Below are 17,483 nucleotides of genomic sequence, written 5' to 3' on the forward strand. Positions count from 1 at the left end.
ATTTGATTTAAAGCTGAATTAGTTTATTTTCATTAATTACATACCTTGCCCTTTCATAATATTAATTACATTTTATCAGATTTAATTTAAGATATCAATTATAAAGATTAATGTTCTTCCACTTCATCCCATATCATTTTAGCTCTTGGAAATGGCATCAAGGCTCTGTCCAGTATACCCTGAACATAGGCAATAAGTATACCATAATTAACTATAGGTACCTTAAACTCCTTGGCAGTATTAATTCTATGCAGCATTGCAGATTTATTTAACATACATCCTCCACAGTGAACTATAAGAGAATATCTCTTTATGTCATCTGTAAAAGATACTCCCGAGGAAAACTCAAAATCTATTTTTTTACCTGTAATCTGCCTTATCCATCTTGGTATTTTCACTTTTCCTATATCATCTGATTGTCTGTGATGGGTACACCCCTCTGCTATTAATACTTTATCTCCATCTTTTAAATTCTTTACAGCTTTAACCCCTTTTATAAGTTCTATTAAATCACCTTTAAATCTGGCAAATAATATAGAAAAAGAAGTCATTAAAATATCCTTTGGTGTATCTGCAGCTACTTTTAAAAATGCCTGGGAATCTGTAACTACTATTTTAGGTTTTTTACCTAAGCTTTCCAATGTTTCTCTAAGTTCATATTCCTTGGTAACCACTGCAATAGCATCACTTTCAAGTATATCCCTTATGGTTTGCTGCTGAGGCAGTATAAGTCTCCCCTTAGGTGCGGCCTTGTCTATAGGAGTAACCAGTACCACAAAATCTCCGGGACTTATCAAGTCTCCAATTATCTTGAATTTATCCTCTTCTTTAGGCAATATACCGGCTATCTGATTTTTTAATTCTTTTATTCCCTTTCCTGTAACAGCAGATACAGCTATAAGAGGAATATCCAATTCCTCCTTTATATTTTTAATATCTTTCTCATCTATATTAGATATATCCCACTTATTTAAAATCCCCATAAGAGGAATTTTTTTACTTTTGATTTCATCAATTATATATCTGTCATACTCTGTAATCCCTACCGTTGAATCTATTACTACCAATGATATATCTGTCTTGTTCAAAACTTCCAAGGCCTTTTTCTTCCTCAGTTCTCCAAGCTGTCCACTATCATCCAGTCCTGCTGTATCAATTATGACACAGGGGCCTATAGGAAGAATTTCTATAGATTTATACACCGGATCCGTAGTGGTGCCTTTCACACTGGATACAATAGCTATATCCTGCCCTGTTATGGCATTTATAATACTTGACTTACCTGCATTCCTCCTTCCAAAGAGAGCTATATGTACTCTAACGGAACGAGGGGCTTCATTTAAACTCATTTGTTATCCTTAGTGAGAGAAATTCTCTATAAATTTCAGACTCTCACTAAATTCACCTCCTTTTTAATAATTAAGAATTAAAGGTTAAAGAAAAATTTTTAGATTTTCTAAAGTTTACTAAAAAAAATCATCCTAAGCTCTTAATCCTAAGCTCTTAATTCTTAACCCTCAACTCTTAATTGTTTAAAAACTCATGTTCCCGGTATTCCAGGCTTTGTAAGTTGATATGGATTTATTATTTCATCTATCTTTTCCCTTGAAAGTACTTCCTCTTCATATAAAACTTCTCTTATTGTCTTATGTTCTTTTAAAGCTTTTTCTGCCAGTTTTCCAGCTTTATCATAACCTATATAATGTACAAGAGCCGTTACCATGGCAGTAGATGCTTCCAGGTTTTTTCTGCAATTTTCTTCATTTACCTTAATACCCTTAATACATTTTTCTCTAAATATTATAACTGTTTTTTCTAAAAGTTCCAATGACTCAAGCAAACACTCCGCAATTAAAGGAGTAAATGCATTCAGTTCCAGCTGACCTGAACCGCTTGCCATGGTAATGGCAGTATCATTTGATATTACCCTCATACTTACCTGGGCTGTCATTTCAGCTATAACCGGATTAACCTTTCCCGGCATAATAGTGGAACCGGATTGAACTTTTGGAAGTATAATCTCTCCAATTCCCCCTACAGGCCCTGAATTTAAAATTCTTAAATCATTTGAAATTTTTAAAAGGTTAACAGCCAGAGACTTCAATAATCCTGAAACTTCCACAAATATGTCACAGTTTTGAGTTACATCCATAGGATAATCCGACCTTGCAATTCCAAGTCCCGTTAAATCCTGAAGCACATCTGTTATCTCATATATAAATTTATTGGTGGCATTAAGTCCTGTACCTATGGCAGTACCTCCTATATTAATTTCTCTAAGCCTTTCTTCCACCTTATATATTCTCCACCTGTCTCTGGCTATTGCTTTCGCATAGGCTCCAAATCCCTGTCCTACCATCATAGGCAATGCATCCATAAGCTGAGTTCTTCCAAGCTTTATTATGTCTGAAAATTCATTCTCCTTTACCTGCAATTCTTCCTGCAAATCAGCCAGACAACTGCTCAGCCTTCTTATGCTTCTTATAGCTGCAATCCTTAAAGCTGTGGGATAAACATCATTAGTTGACTGTGACATATTTACATCATTTAATGGGTGCACCAGATTATAATCTCCTTTTTTTCCTCCCAGTATTTCTATCGCCCTATTGGCTATAACCTCATTTACATTCATGTTTGTAGATGTACCAGCACCTCCCTGAAATGCACTGAGAAAAAACTGGTCATTAAAATTTCCTTCTATAACCTCTTCACTGGCTTTAATTATAGCTTCTGCCTTATCTTCTGGAAGTTCTTTTAAATCTTCATTTACTATAGCAGCTGCTTTCTTTATAAGTGCAATTTCTTTTATCAGATTTAAATTTACGGTTTTTCCTCCTAGATTGAAATTTTCAAGAGCCCTTTTGGTATTAATGCCAAAATAAGAAGAATTATCAATTTCTTTTTCTCCGAGTAAATCCTTTTCTATTCTAATCTGCATACCAAACCTCCTAATACTAAGCTGAAAATTATTATATACTCACTTTTCTAGGTTTTTCACAAGGGGTAAAAACTTTTTATAATTAGCAATTATGCCTAAGTCTAACTCTAATTCTATGTTCATATTGGCCTTACTTATCAACATTTCATCATATATATTCAATTCATCCTGTTTTTTATAAAGAATATCTAGTTTTTTCCTTATATCCTTCTTTTCTTTTTCACAGGAATGTTCCATTTTATAGGACAAAAATTGTATGTCTTTATATATTTTATCCTGAATCTTATTTACATAACAGTTTCTTATTATAGATAAAACTCCCTTATGGTACCTGTGTACATAAACCAAACAATTGAAGGCTTTATATTTACCTGATGTAAACAACCAATATATAGGCCTTTTTTTATATATTTGAACATGGTCTTTAAAAAAATTATTTATAAAATATCTTCTTAGGGTGTCTTCATCTGTTTCCCCTTCCTTTTTTCCAAGAGTATTTGCTATAAAACTTAAATTTTCATATAAAGTTTCTTTGCCAAAAACTACAGATACAAACTGTATAAATCTATCCACTATATCATTTTTAAAACAACTGTGACAAAGTATGGGAATAATATTATCTTCATCTGGTAAATACCTTGTGAAATCTGTATTTTTCTGCCCGCAAAAACTATAGATACCTTCATCAGAACAGATAACACCTTCTCTATCAATAGAATACCTGCCAAACATACATCCTACCCCATAGGAAATGAATGATTTAACATCTCTTTTTTTATCCGCTCTCCTAATAGTAATGTCTTTATCCAAAACTTCCGGTGTCAATTCATCCTGTAGACCATAAATATGGATAAATATTTTATTTAGTTCTTCTTCCTTTTGTTTTAACCGGTTGAACTGATTCTCTGCAAATGATTCCCAGATGTTAAATATATGCCCTATATAATAGTGAATCTGTGAATCATAACTGTTTGGTAAACTCCATCTGTCTTCACACATTAATATAAAAGGATGCTTTTTAAAATTCCAGGATGTCTCAAAAAAATCCCACTCCATTTTTGATATACTTATACATTCTTCACACAGGTCATTAATTTTCTTTTTCATATCTGGATCTTTTTCAATATATATGGGAATTTGCTTAACCGTTCCTGCAGTGAGATTTAAGGTGGGGGATATAAATTTAAATATATTCATCATTATCTTGGTGTTAAAGAAAGCCAATATATAATTATAATCCTCTGGATTTTTAACAAATATAGAATCTGCAGATTGGTCAAAAATAAATCCTTTATTTAAAACTCTTATGGTATTATTTCCTGAGGTTATTCTCTTCCAGCTTATACCCTTCTTAAAAAAAAATTTTTCATTTCTTATAAGGGAACCTTGATCCCTTCTTACCTTTTCTCCATTGTTTCTCCAGTAGATTACTTCTGAAATATTGCCATACCATTTTCGGGCTTCTCCTCCCATTTGATAGGGTATCCAATATTTTATATTATTACTTTCTCCCTTAAAATTTATAAGTTTATATTTTACTTCAAACCAATGTCTTATATATTTATTATTATTTCCGGTTTGCATACCGGTACATGGAAAGGCTGCATCTCCTATTATACTTGCCCTGCTTAGTATTTCAATTTCCCCTCTGGTAAGCCAGTACCCAAACCTGCTTCCGGGAATGCTTTTCATTTTGTCTTGATTTAAGGTAAATCTATAATTCACATATGGATTATCTACGGCTTCCCTAGCCTTAACCGGTTGATTATTAGATCCCTTAAAATCTGATAACTTAATATAACTGCCTTTCATGTTAACTTTATAATTTCTTAAAGTAAATGTACATATGGGTACTGTGGCTTCTTCAAATCCAGAGTACTCCAATTGAATTAAACTAGTTATACTTTTATGGTCAATTATCTTTTCCCTCAACTTTTGATAAGACTGTATGAACATCCATACAAAAGGAGTCATAAATGCCAATTGACCATTATATTTTACCTTCGAAAAGCCATATGCCATAAAAGCAGAAAATATATCACTTTTGGCCTCTGGATAATTTTTTCCAATATACTTTGCCAGAAGTTCAGGTAAATATTTATTACTGATATAAGGAGGATTTGTTACTAAAATATCATATGTATACCCCATTATGCGAGCCTGTTTTATTAATTTTGACAGCTCTCCAATAATTTTCTTTCTTCTTTTTTCCTTAAGTAAGTTACTTTCCCTTATATTTTTTATATATTCCAGTGTATTTAATAGAATATCCTCTTTAAACTCCCTTAATTCTATAAGAGAGCCATATATCTTTGCATCCTTAAATTGGTCTATGAAATTTTTTAAAATATTATAATGTGTATTATAATTATCACCTAATACATATTCTATATCCTCATCACTGAAATTATTAGTTTCCCTTATAGATACTATATTAAATTTTACCGCTTTCCTCTTCATTTTTTCAAGAAGATATTTGTCATATTTCATTCCTTCCATACCAATAATGAAACAGGCAAGCTGGCAGGCTCCATCATGTATATCCATCCCATAAATATTATTTTGTATAATCATCTCTGGTATTTCATCTTCGCCATATCCACATTTTCTATATATCTGATATAATAATCGAAACATATATACCAGTATGTGTCCAGATCCACAGGCAGGGTCAACACATTTTATGTCCCTAACTTTTAAATCCTTATCTATGTAGTATTTTAATTCCTGCTGCAGTTCCAAATTTTCTATATAAAATTCCCAGCTTTTTTTTAGAGACTGATGTTCTGGGTGAGCTTCTATCCAGTACCTTCCCAGTGAATTCTGAACCATATATTTTACTATCCAGTCTGGAGTGAACAGTTGAGTGGCATAAGGTATTTCTTGTTTTGTATATTTTTTTTTTGAACTTATTATTCTATTTTGTTCCTCAGATATGTAATATTCATAAAGCCACCCCATAATTTCTACATGATACCATAACTTTTCTGGTATGGTATGGATAAGTTTAAATACAAAATTTTTTTCACCTAAAAGTTCCTCCGGAAATAATAATTCTGTATAATCCGGCCATCCTCGAAATACAAAAGGCAGAAACTCCTTTAAATCACTGCACCTTGATAATACTATATACCTCAAGATACCCTCTGAATCGCTGTTTAATTTTATACTCTGAATTTTTTTTAAATCTAAAGAAAAATTTATTCCATGAATATTCTGCATTGAATCGTATTCATTATATTTTACAATAAAGGTTTCAGGTATGTATTTATTAACTTCCATGAATCTTAAAGCAATAAATCTAATAAACCAGGAGTAGGCAATTTCTTCAATAACTATGTCATAGCCTTTCTCTCCATTTTTATTTAGGGATTCTATTCTGTTTATAATTATTTCTCTCTGAATTTTTTCCTTTTCACTAAATATTGTTTCTCCAAATCCTCTAATTATATACAAGTCTTCAGTATAACCATTCTCTATACCTTTTCTTGCAGCTTTTATTTTAACTCTTTCTACAAGTTCCTTTCTGCTTTTAACTGCAAAATTTTTTAATATATTCTTATTCATATACCATATCCTCATTTTAAAATACTTATAACAAAAACACTATTAAAATCAATGAATTTTAATAGTGTTCTTTAATTTTAAGCTTTATTAAAATCCTTTTCCTCTTCAGAATTTAATGTATCCTTAATAGATTCAAATATTGATTTTATAGTCTTACTGGTAAAGTCCTCTATTTCATTCATTATTTCATCCTTACTTTTTAATTTAGATATATATACATCCAGCTCCCCTTTATGCAGATTTTTTATGGTTCTAACCACAGCATACTCTCCGCTATTATCCCCAAGTATTATGGAATCCCCTGATTGAAGAGTTAGATATATAGGGTTGGTTGTCTTTATCTGGCTATGGAATTCCTTTGAAGTTTCCAAAATATCGTCTGAAATAATATAAAAATTTACAGTAATTTCCATGATTTTGTATACCCTCCTGTTTTCAATCTGTTTCACTGTATTATATTATTTCAAATTTAAAAATGTTACCTTTGAACTTTTAAGCTAGTCTTTTTTATTTGAATATGATTTAACCAGTATTGCAGATACAACTGCAGTAATTGGAACTGCAAAAACTAACCCAATGCTGCCTGCGAGAGCTTTTAATATCTCTGCGGCTATAATATCTTGATCTATGGCAGTAGAAATAGATGTACTATAGGAATATGCAGAAACCATAATCATTATATACATGGCTCCTCCTGCATAGGCGAGTATGAGGGTATTTGCCATAGTGCCCATAATATCCTTTCCCACATTCATACCTGACTTTATAAGCTCTTTTACAGTCATATCCGGTTTGGCACTTCCAATTTCCTTTATGGAAGAAGCTATAGACATACTTACATCCATAACTGCCCCTAAAGCCCCCATAATTATACCTGCAAAAAGCAATCCTGAAAAGTCAAAATTGGCACTTTGTGCCGTATATATAATGGACTGCATTTCTTCATCAGTAAGTCCATTAACCCTTATTATAAAATTTGAAAATACCGCTATAATTCCTGCAATCAAAACTCCTCCGGAAGTTCCTATAATAGCAGCCAGAGTCTTTTCATTTTTTCCGCTTATTATGAGAAGATTTACTACAATTACAAAAATACATACTAGAGAAGACACCAATGTAGGATTAAATCCCTGTATTATAAGAGGTATAAGTACTTTTATTACCACAAATCCAGTTATAATCAAAGTTATAATGGATTTTAGTCCTTTTTTCCCTCCAATAACCGCCAGGGATATGATAAAAAACAATGCCAGTCTGTATAAGTACTTATACCTTACTATTTCATATATATAGGCATCTTCTACATTTCCTTTTTCATCATACCTATCTATGTTAACTAATACTTCATCTCCTACTTTTACAAAACTCTGAGTACTGCTGCTCTCATCTTTAATCTTTCCTCCTACAAAATTTTGAACTGTAATTACTTTGCCTTTAAGTTTTCCTGAGATTATTTTAACATCTGCATTGGAAAATCTCTCAGAGCCCTTATTTTCTGTGGAATGTATTTTGATAACTTTTCCGTGAACAGCACTGTTATCCCCATCTTCACCGCTTAAAGATGACATTACAAAAAATATAACTATGAGTACTGCAATAAATGCTATTAAAAAAATTACATTTTTTTTATCCCTCTTTAATATTTTAACTCATCCCTCTCAACATAAGTCATCTTATAAGCTATTGTTCCTCACTTTTGATTTTTATACTATCATTTTCTACATCTATAATACTAATTGTATTTTCAATATTGTCATTAAAAAGTACTTTATCTACAAAATAAGGTTTTATATCCTGCTGAACTATTCTAATTATTTCTCTAGCTCCGTATTCCAGTGATACCCCTTTTTTAGACAGCCATCTATAACATTTATCTGTTACATTTATCTTTATATCTTTAGATAAAAGTTGTTTTTCAAACTGACCTACAACTTTTTTTGCAACTAAATATGCCATATTATCATTCATTGAATTAAAGTATATTATATCATCCAATCTATTTCTAAACTCTGGAGAAAATATTCTATTTACCTCTTCACTAATAGCATCTTTTTTTACAATTCTCTCTCCAAATCCCATAAGTGCTTTTCCCACAGATCTGGCACCGGCATTTGAAGTCATTATAATTGTAGTGTTTTTAAAATCGGTTTTCTTTCCTGTATTATCGGTAAGAGTTGCATAATCCATGATCTGAAGCAGTATATTCAATACATCTGGATGAGCCTTTTCTATTTCATCCAAAAGTAACACGCAATAAGGAGTTTTTCTTATAACATCTGTCAAAAGTCCTCCTTCTTCGTAGCCTACATATCCCGGTGGGGAGCCTACAAGCCTAGCTACTGTATGCTTTTCCTGATACTCACTCATATCAAATCTAATAAAAGGAATATTTAAAGCCTTTGCCAGCTGTTTACTTATCTCTGTCTTTCCCACCCCTGTAGGGCCCACAAATAAAAGACTTGCCACAGTTTTATTATCTTCATTAAAACCTGCTCTGGATCTTTTTATAGCCCTTACCAGAGAATCTATAGCTTCTTCTTGACCAAACACTTTTTCCTTAAGAACCTTATCTAAATTTTTTAACACCTTGGTTTCATCTTGGGATAATGTCTGCTCTGGTATTTTAGCCATGGCAGCTATAGTTTTTTCTATGTGTACTTTATCAATAACTATTTTTTTATCATCGCTGCTGTGAAGTCTTACATAGGCTCCTGTTTCATCTATTACGTCGATAGCCTTGTCTGGAAGGAATCTATCATTTATATATTTTACAGATAGGTCTACTGCAGATTTTAAAGCCTCTTCTTTATAAATTACATTATGAAATTTTTCATAATTCTCTTTTATACCTAAAAGTATGCTGTAGGTATCCTCTACACTAGGCTCTGGCACTTCTATTCTTTGAAATCTCCTAGCCAGTGCCCTATCTTTTTCAAATATCTTTTTATACTCATCATAGGTAGTTGAACCTATAAATTTAATCTTCCCACTGGTTAAAAAAGGCTTTAAAATATTTGCTGCATCTAAAGATCCTCCAGACACAGAACCTGCCCCTATTATAGTATGAATCTCATCTATATATACAATAGGTTTATCTTCCTTTTGAATTTTTTTAAGTGTATTTTTTATTCTATCTTCAAAATCTCCCCTATATTTGGTTCCTGCTAAAATAGACCCCATATCCAGAGAGTATATCTTACTATCTTTTAATAAATTAGGTACTTTATTTTCCACGATTAATTTTGCAAGACCTTCTGTAATGGCAGTTTTACCTACTCCTGGCTCTCCAACATGAATAGGATTATTTTTATTTCTCCTTGACAGCACCTGTATAGTCCTGTAGATTATATCCTCCCTTCCGATTAGTGGATCCATGTCTCCCATTTTAGCTTTTTGTGTAAGATCTACTGCAAAATCTCCTATATTTAAAACACTTTGTGTATCTTCTTCATCTACTAAGTATTTAGAATCTTCTTCAATGTTATAATCAAACATAGTTGCTGAAATTCCATGGGTTATATAATTTAATATGTCAATTCTCCTTATGCCCTGTTTCCTAAGAAAAAAACTGGCAAAACTCTGTTCCTCATCATATATGGATATAAAAATATCCCCCAGCTTTATCACTTCTTTTTCAGCAGCTAAAACATGTTCTCCTGCAGAAGTCAATATATTTTGAAGACCTATGGTTTCAAGAGGTTCTTTTTTTTCTGTAGTTTCTATATTATCATTGAAATACTGTAATAAATCTCTCTTGATATTCTTAACATTGCCTCCACAACTTTCTATTATATCTATTCCTTCTGGAAAAAATAACGCAGCATACAATACATGTTCAGGCGTAAAGTATTCATGTTTACAATACCTTGCTTCATTATAAGCTGCAGTTATAATTTCATTTACTATTTTATCTAGTTTCATAACAACTATTCCTCTTCCATACTAAATTTTAGTGGGAATCCACTATTTCTTGCCATACTGATAGCCTGCGCCGTTTTAGTAGCAGCTATATCATAAACATATATGCCAGCTATACCTATACCTTTTCTGTGAACATCGTACATTATTTGCACAGCCTCTACATCACTCTTTTTAAATATTTTCACTAAAACATTCACTACAAATTCCATGGTAGTATAGTCATCGTTGTATATAATAACCTTATACATAGGTGGTCTTTTAATTTCAACTTTTGAATTTTGTTTTAAAATAGTTTTTTGCGGCATCTCAAACAACCCCATAAGCTTTTAAAATATACTTATACTTAAAATCATTTTAACACACTTTAAATTTAAAGTGTATAATATTTAAATTTTCAAAGTAAAAGCACTGTACTAAAGTTCAATAAAAATTTTACTATGATAGTAACCTGAATTTATAAAGATAATTTCACCCTAAAATGCAAAAAATCCCATGAAGATGTTTTATTTATAGTAAGTAAAATGTAAAATAAAACAAATATGAGACTTTCACAAAAAAATTATTGACAAAACTATATTAGTTAATAATTTTTATTATCTTTTCAATTTTAAATATTAATTTTTTAAAAAATCACAAGCTATCTGGGCATATACTGAAGCCCCTACTGAAAGACAATCTTCATCAATTGTGAAATAATTGGAATGTTGGGAATACATATACCCCTTTTCCTTGTTTCCACCGCCAAGTATTAAAAAAGTACCTGGTACTTTTTTTAAATAAGACGCAAAGTCTTCGGAACCCATAATCGGTGGTATCTGAATTATATTTTCTTCCCCTATGACTCCAACTACTGATTTCTTTACAAATTCAGTTGATACAATTTCATTAACAGTAGGACCACACCCCATTTCATATCCAAACTGAGCTTTGCAGCCATATGTATCACATACATTATCTATCATTTTCTTCATCCATTTAGGTATCATTTCTCTAGAATATTCTGAAAATGTCCTATTTGACCCGGTTATTTCAACTTTTCCAGGAACCACATTAAACCTTTCACCTGCATTTACAGTACCTATATTAATAACTACGGGATTTCTCGCATCATTGAATCTAGTCACAATAGTCTCAAATCCCTTCATTACTGATAATGCACATGGCATTGCATCTATCCCCTGCCATGGTGAAGACCCGTGGCAGGATTTTCCTTCTATAGTAAGGTGCCAGGTATCTATGGAAGCCATAAGAAATCCTTCCTGAACTACTACTTTCCCTATTTCGATTAATCCAAAAGTGTGCATTCCTACGATCATATCAACTTTAGGATTCTCAAGGACTCCATGTTCTATCATATATGCTGCACCGGCTCCAAGTTCCTCTGCCGGTTGAAAGATGAATTTTACACTGCCGCACAATTCATTTTTAAAATGGGACAATATCTTTGCAGCCCCCAAAAGTTTCGTAATATGAGTATCATGTCCACAAGCATGCATATATCCCGGATTTTTTGAGCTGTAGGAAAGGCCTGTTTTCTCTATAACTGACAGGCCATCGATATCTGCACGAAGTGCAATGACTTTTCCCTGATTTTTTCCTTTTAGCAATCCAATAACACCTGTTTTACCTACAGCAGCAACATCTATCTCCATGTTTTTAAGTTCTTCAGCTATTACTTTTGACGTTCTTACTTCTTCAAAAGATGGCTCAGGATACATATGAAAATCTCTTCTAAGTTTCACCATCCATGACTTCAGTTTCCTAGCTTCATCCAAAGTATTCATTTTCTTATTACCTCCAATTTTAAAATTAAGCTTTTAAGAAATCTAAAGCTGCCTGAACATAAGCTGCAGCTCCTATAGGTAGACAGTTCTCATCAATGGTAAATCGATTGGAATGCTGGGAATGCATATAGCCTTTTTCTTTGTTTCCCCCGCCAAGTATCAAAAAGGTACCTGGCACTTTTTCCAGATAAGAGGAAAAATCTTCAGAACCCATAATTTTTCCTATCTGAATTATATTTTCTTCACCTATTAATTTAGCTATTGATTTTCTTATAAATCCAGTAAAGCTGTCTTCATTGATAATAGGCTTAAATCCCTGTTCATACTTAAAATCATATGTACAGCCATATGCACTACATATGCCATCTATTATTTTCTTCATCCATTTTGGCATCATTTCTCTTGAATAACTTGATAATGCTCTATTCATGCCCGTTATTTCAACTTTTCCTGGGACCACATTAAACCTCTCACCTGCATTTACAGTTCCTATATTAATAACTATAGGATTTCTTGCATCATTAAATCTAGTCACAATGGTCTGAAATCCCTCCATTATTGCTACAGCACAAGGCATTGCATCTATTCCCTGCCACGGCGAAGAACCATGACAGGATTTTCCCTCTACAGTTAAACTCCATTTATCTCCATATGCCATAAAAGAACCTTTTTGGACTACTATTTTACCAGTTTCTATCATTCCAAAAGTGTGCATACCTACAATTATATCAACTTTAGGATTCTCAAGAGCCCCATGTTCTATCATATATGCTGCGCCAGTTCCAAGCTCCTCTGCTGGTTGGAAGATGAATTTTACACTGCCGTACAATTCATGTTTTAAATCAGATAATATTTTTGCAGCTCCTAAAAGTTCCGTAATATGAGTATCATGTCCACAAGCATGCATGTACCCAGGATTTTTTGAACTGTAGGGAAGTCCTGTCTCCTCTGTAACTGACAGGCCATCAATATCTGCACGAAGTGCAATGGCCTTTCCCTGATTTTTTCCCTTTAGCAATCCAATAACGCCTGTTTTACCTGTGGTAATAACTTCTATGTCCATTTTTTTAAGTTCTTCAGCTATTACTTTTGACGTTCTTACTTCTTCAAAAGACGGCTCAGGATACATATGAAAATCTCTTCTAAGTTCTATCATCCAAGATTTTATATCTTCAGCTTTTTTTAAAGTATTCATTTTTACAATCACTCCAATTTAGTAATAAAATAATTATTTATTGAAATTTTTATTTATATAGTTTCACATTTGTAAAAGTTTAATTATCTTGTATTTCTGGGATCAAGAGCATCCCTCAAACCATCACCAATAAAATTAAATGCCAATACAGTGAATATAATCATAATTCCAGGTGGGAACCATAACCAAGGTTTGGTTGTCAAAACAGTAAGAGCCTGAGCATCCGTAAGCATATTTCCCCAACTTGCAGTAGGCGGCTGTACACCCATGCCCAGAAAGCTAAGTGAGGCCTCATATATAATAGCTCTGGCAATTCCAAAAGTTGCATTTACTAAAATAGGTGCCATAGTATTTGGAAGTACATGAGAGAATAACAGTCTTGGAGTATTAAAACCCAGAACTACCGCTGATTTTATATAATCCATTTGCTTGATGGAAAGCACATTCCCTCTAACTAGACGTGTTACACCTGGCCATCCAAGAAAACCTAAAACCCATATAATATTTTTAAGTCCAGGTCCAACGATACTTACTACAATCAATATAAGCATCATTTGGGGAAAGGACATGAAAATATCGGTTATACGCATAATAATCATGTCAATTTTACCTCCAAAATATCCTGATATAAGGCCAAGTATCGTACCTATGCTTACACTTAAAATCATAGTTCCAATACCTACAATCAAAGAAACACGAACACCATACACAAGGCGACTTAATACATCCCTACCAACCTGATCCGTTCCAAGTACATGACTAGAGGATGGTGCAGCCCCAAACAAATTTTCTACAGCATATGGACTTTTAGGAGCTATAAGTGGAGCAAATATTGCAATTACCGCTAATATACATATGAATATAACTCCAGCTACAGCCATTTTATGCTTTTTAAATCGTTTCATAATTAAATATATATAATTCTCACTAGTTACAGCTGTTTCGACAGCTAATGCAGTTGAACCTGAATCATTTTGCAATTCCGCTTCCATTTTGCTCATAACATTAATTTCCCTCCTAGTTATATCTAATACGTGGATCCACAATAGAATATATAATATCAATTAATAGATTAGCAATTATGACAACTACGGTTCCAAATAAGATAAGACCCATTAAAGTAGTATAATCACGACTCATTACAGAAGATATGGTAAGCTGGCCTATTCCTGGCCACTGAAATACCTGTTCGGTAACTACGGAACCACCAAGTAGTGTAACAATCTCCAATCCAGTTACAGTTATAATAGGCAGTACGGCGTTTCTAAAAGCATGTTTATTTATAACAATAGATTCTTTTAATCCTTTGGATCTTGCTGTACGCAAATAATCCTGATCCAGTATTTCAAGCATACTGGAACGTACATATCTAACAAGCGTGCCTGCTTCATTTACTCCAAGGACAACAGCAGGCAGTATTAAGTGTTTAAGTACATCTGAAAAGCCGTTATCCTGGCCTAAAGTTATCATTCCTCCAGAAGGCAATAATTTTAACTTTAAAGCAAAAATATATATAAATACAAGACCTAAGAAAAAAGTTGGAACTGATATTCCAATAAGTGATCCTGTTGAAGATATATAATCTAATTTTGAATACTGTTTGGTAGCACTTAAAATTCCAAGTGGAATAGCAATTACAAATCCAATTATAAGTGCGGAAAACATAAGTAAAAAAGTTGGAAATATCCTTTGTCCTATTATTTGTGATACAGGTTGGAATGAAGTCAATGAATATCCTAAATTTCCGTGAAGTAGATTTTGAAGCCAACTTAAATATCTTATATATAGAGGTCCATTCAATCCAAGTGCAGCTTTTCTAGCTGCAATATCAGCTGCAGTAAGATGCGGATCAATCATTTTATCCAGCGGGCTGCCTGGTGCCATATTAATAATTATAAAACTTATTATAGTTACACCAATTAAAACTGGAATGCTTATTAATATTCTCCGAACAATATAGTTAATCATTTAAAATGTCCTCCTTATTAATTAAAACTATCCTGAAAAAAACAAGCTGACAGATGTTCCTCCTTTTCCACACCCTTTACCTGTTTTAACTCTGGAGTTTCCCTACTGCATATATCTTTAGTAAATTTACATCGGGTATGGAATCTACAACCGTTTGGTGGATTTGCCGGACTTGGTACATCACCTTCCAGAATAATTCTCTTTTTATCACGCATGTGGGGATTAGGTATTGGATATGCACTTAAAAGCGCTTTAGTATATGGATGTTTTGGATTTGCAAAAATTTCTTCTGTACTTGCAATTTCAACAATTTTACCTAAATACATAACTGCAATTCTATTACTTATATACTTTACTGCTCCTAATCCATGAGCTATAAAAAGATAAGTGAGTTTTAATTTTTTTTGTAAATCCTTTAAAAGATTTAATACTTGTGCCTGTGTGGATACATCCAATGCTGACACAGGTTCATCGCAGACAATAAGTTTTGGTCTTAAAGCAAGTGCCCTTGCAATACCAACACGCTGTCTTTGACCACCTGAAAATTCATTAGGATACCTATTTTTAAAACTTTTAGGTAATTCTACCCAATCCAGGAGTTTGTCAATTTCATCGGATATTTTATCCTCAGGTATAATTTTGTGAACTTTAAGAGGCTCTGCCAATATATCATATATACGTTTTTTAGGATTTAAAGAAGAATAGGGATCTTGAAATATTATCTGTAAATCAGTGCGGATATTAATCATACGTTTATTAGAATATGCTGCGATATCTTCATCATTAAAAAATATACTGCCTTCTGTAGGATCTTCAAGTCTTAAGATTGTACGACCTATGGAGGATTTTCCACACCCTGATTCTCCTACTAATCCTAATGTTTCTCCAGGATAAATTTTAAAGTTCACTCCATCAACTGCTTTTATATACCCTACAGTTTTGGATAAAACACCCCTCTTTATGGGGTAATAAGTTTTCAATTTTTCAACAGAAAGTAAAAATTTCACTCGTTTTTCTGCCTCTTTAATCATGTATCATATTGCCTCCTTATCCACTTCCTCTATACTTTTAACTAAAAAGCACCGTACTTTATGTCCATCAGCAATAGAATTTAAAGCTGGAGCTTCATTTATACACCTTTCAGATGCATAAGGACAACGATTGTGAAAACGGCATCCCACTATGTTTTGATAAGTAGATGGAACCATTCCTCTTATGGTTTCAAGCCGTTTATTTATATCTAAATCAATTTGAGGAATTGATTTTATAAGTGCGCTGGTATATGGATGTTTTGGATGATCAAATAGTGTAAAGACATCTGCTTCTTCAACTACCTGTCCTGCATACATTACAATAACCTTATCTGCCATTTCTGCCACTACTCCTAAATCGTGGGTAATAAGCATAACCGACATTCCCATCTCTTTTCTGAGCTTCTTAATCAAATCTAAAATTTGAGCTTGAATAGTTACGTCCAATGCAGTTGTAGGTTCATCCGCAATTAAAAGTTCAGGTTTGCAACAAAGAGCCATAGCAATCATTACTCTTTGCCTCATTCCCCCTGAAAGAGTATGCGGATAATCATTAATTATTTTATTTGCCCTGGGTATACCTACCAGATTCAACATATTTACCGCATATTTTTCAGTTTCTTTGTAATCCATATCCTGATGTAGTTTTATAACTTCCGTTATCTGATTTCCTATTGTAAAAAGAGGATTTAATGATGTCATTGGTTCTTGAAAAATCATGGATATTTTATTTCCTCTAATCTCTCTCATTCCTTTATCATCCAGTTTTACAATATCTTTATTGTTAAATTTTATCTCACCTTTACGTATATATCCTTTCTTTCCCAACAACCTCATTATAGATAGAGAAGTTACACTTTTACCACATCCAGATTCACCAACTACGCCAACTGTTTCTCCAGAATTTATATCGAAACTTACATCCTCAACAGATATCACTTCTTTTTTATTTGATTTAAATGCTGTTTGAAGGTGCCTCACAGAAAGTAAACAACTCATATTTATCACCCTTTCTATAAATATTTATGATTTAATATGGCAAAAGACTATAGGTTTAATTAGCATATAATCTTTTGCAA

At 32.7% G+C, this 17,483-nt stretch carries 13 protein-coding genes; all 13 read right to left on the reverse strand.

Going from position 1 to position 17,483, the window contains the following annotated elements:
- Positions 1-107: 107 nt before the first annotated feature.
- The gene (hydF, locus tag BS101_RS13040; RefSeq protein ID WP_073539214.1) at positions 108-1,349 is read right to left on the reverse strand and encodes a [FeFe] hydrogenase H-cluster maturation GTPase HydF; all 1,242 of its coding nucleotides are present in this window, start codon (positions 1,347-1,349) and stop codon (positions 108-110) included.
- A gap of 191 nt (positions 1,350-1,540) precedes the next feature.
- Positions 1,541-2,938, reverse strand: coding sequence for an aspartate ammonia-lyase (locus BS101_RS13045; RefSeq protein WP_073539215.1), 1,398 nt, complete (start codon positions 2,936-2,938; stop codon positions 1,541-1,543).
- A 39-nt stretch (positions 2,939-2,977) separates the two neighbouring features.
- Complete coding sequence (pglX, locus tag BS101_RS13050) at positions 2,978-6,505, reverse strand: BREX-1 system adenine-specific DNA-methyltransferase PglX (protein ID WP_073539216.1); 3,528 nt, start codon at positions 6,503-6,505, stop codon at positions 2,978-2,980.
- A gap of 77 nt (positions 6,506-6,582) precedes the next feature.
- Positions 6,583-6,918 (reverse strand): hypothetical protein, encoded by a 336-nt coding sequence (locus tag BS101_RS13055; protein WP_073539217.1) that lies wholly within the window; start codon positions 6,916-6,918, stop codon positions 6,583-6,585.
- 84 nt (positions 6,919-7,002) lie between these two features.
- Positions 7,003-8,073 carry a YibE/F family protein gene (locus BS101_RS13060; RefSeq protein WP_242951263.1) on the reverse strand — a complete coding sequence of 357 codons (1,071 nt, stop codon included), beginning with the start codon at positions 8,071-8,073 and terminating at the stop codon, positions 7,003-7,005.
- A gap of 112 nt (positions 8,074-8,185) precedes the next feature.
- The gene (gene clpA / locus BS101_RS13065; RefSeq protein WP_073539218.1) at positions 8,186-10,426 is read right to left on the reverse strand and encodes an ATP-dependent Clp protease ATP-binding subunit ClpA; all 2,241 of its coding nucleotides are present in this window, start codon (positions 10,424-10,426) and stop codon (positions 8,186-8,188) included.
- A 5-nt stretch (positions 10,427-10,431) separates the two neighbouring features.
- Positions 10,432-10,731: an ATP-dependent Clp protease adaptor ClpS gene (locus BS101_RS13070; protein WP_073539219.1), complete on the reverse strand. Its 300-nt coding sequence runs from the start codon at positions 10,729-10,731 to the stop codon at positions 10,432-10,434.
- A gap of 309 nt (positions 10,732-11,040) precedes the next feature.
- Complete coding sequence (locus tag BS101_RS13075; protein WP_073539220.1) at positions 11,041-12,210, reverse strand: M20 metallopeptidase family protein; 1,170 nt, start codon at positions 12,208-12,210, stop codon at positions 11,041-11,043.
- A gap of 25 nt (positions 12,211-12,235) precedes the next feature.
- A complete protein-coding gene (locus BS101_RS13080; RefSeq protein WP_073539221.1) occupies positions 12,236-13,405 on the reverse strand; it encodes a M20 metallopeptidase family protein in 1,170 nt (389 codons plus the stop codon).
- Positions 13,406-13,488: 83 nt separating this feature from the next.
- Positions 13,489-14,406 carry an oligopeptide ABC transporter permease gene (opp4C, locus tag BS101_RS13085; protein WP_073539222.1) on the reverse strand — a complete coding sequence of 306 codons (918 nt, stop codon included), beginning with the start codon at positions 14,404-14,406 and terminating at the stop codon, positions 13,489-13,491.
- A gap of 16 nt (positions 14,407-14,422) precedes the next feature.
- Positions 14,423-15,373, reverse strand: coding sequence for an ABC transporter permease (locus tag BS101_RS13090; RefSeq protein WP_073539223.1), 951 nt, complete (start codon positions 15,371-15,373; stop codon positions 14,423-14,425).
- A gap of 17 nt (positions 15,374-15,390) precedes the next feature.
- Positions 15,391-16,404, reverse strand: coding sequence for an ABC transporter ATP-binding protein (locus BS101_RS13095; protein ID WP_073539224.1), 1,014 nt, complete (start codon positions 16,402-16,404; stop codon positions 15,391-15,393).
- A gap of 3 nt (positions 16,405-16,407) precedes the next feature.
- Complete coding sequence (locus BS101_RS13100; protein ID WP_073539225.1) at positions 16,408-17,403, reverse strand: ABC transporter ATP-binding protein; 996 nt, start codon at positions 17,401-17,403, stop codon at positions 16,408-16,410.
- Positions 17,404-17,483: the final 80 nt, after the last annotated feature.

This window comes from Clostridium kluyveri (assembly GCF_001902295.1).
GTDB lineage: Bacteria > Bacillota > Clostridia > Clostridiales > Clostridiaceae > Clostridium_B > Clostridium_B kluyveri_B.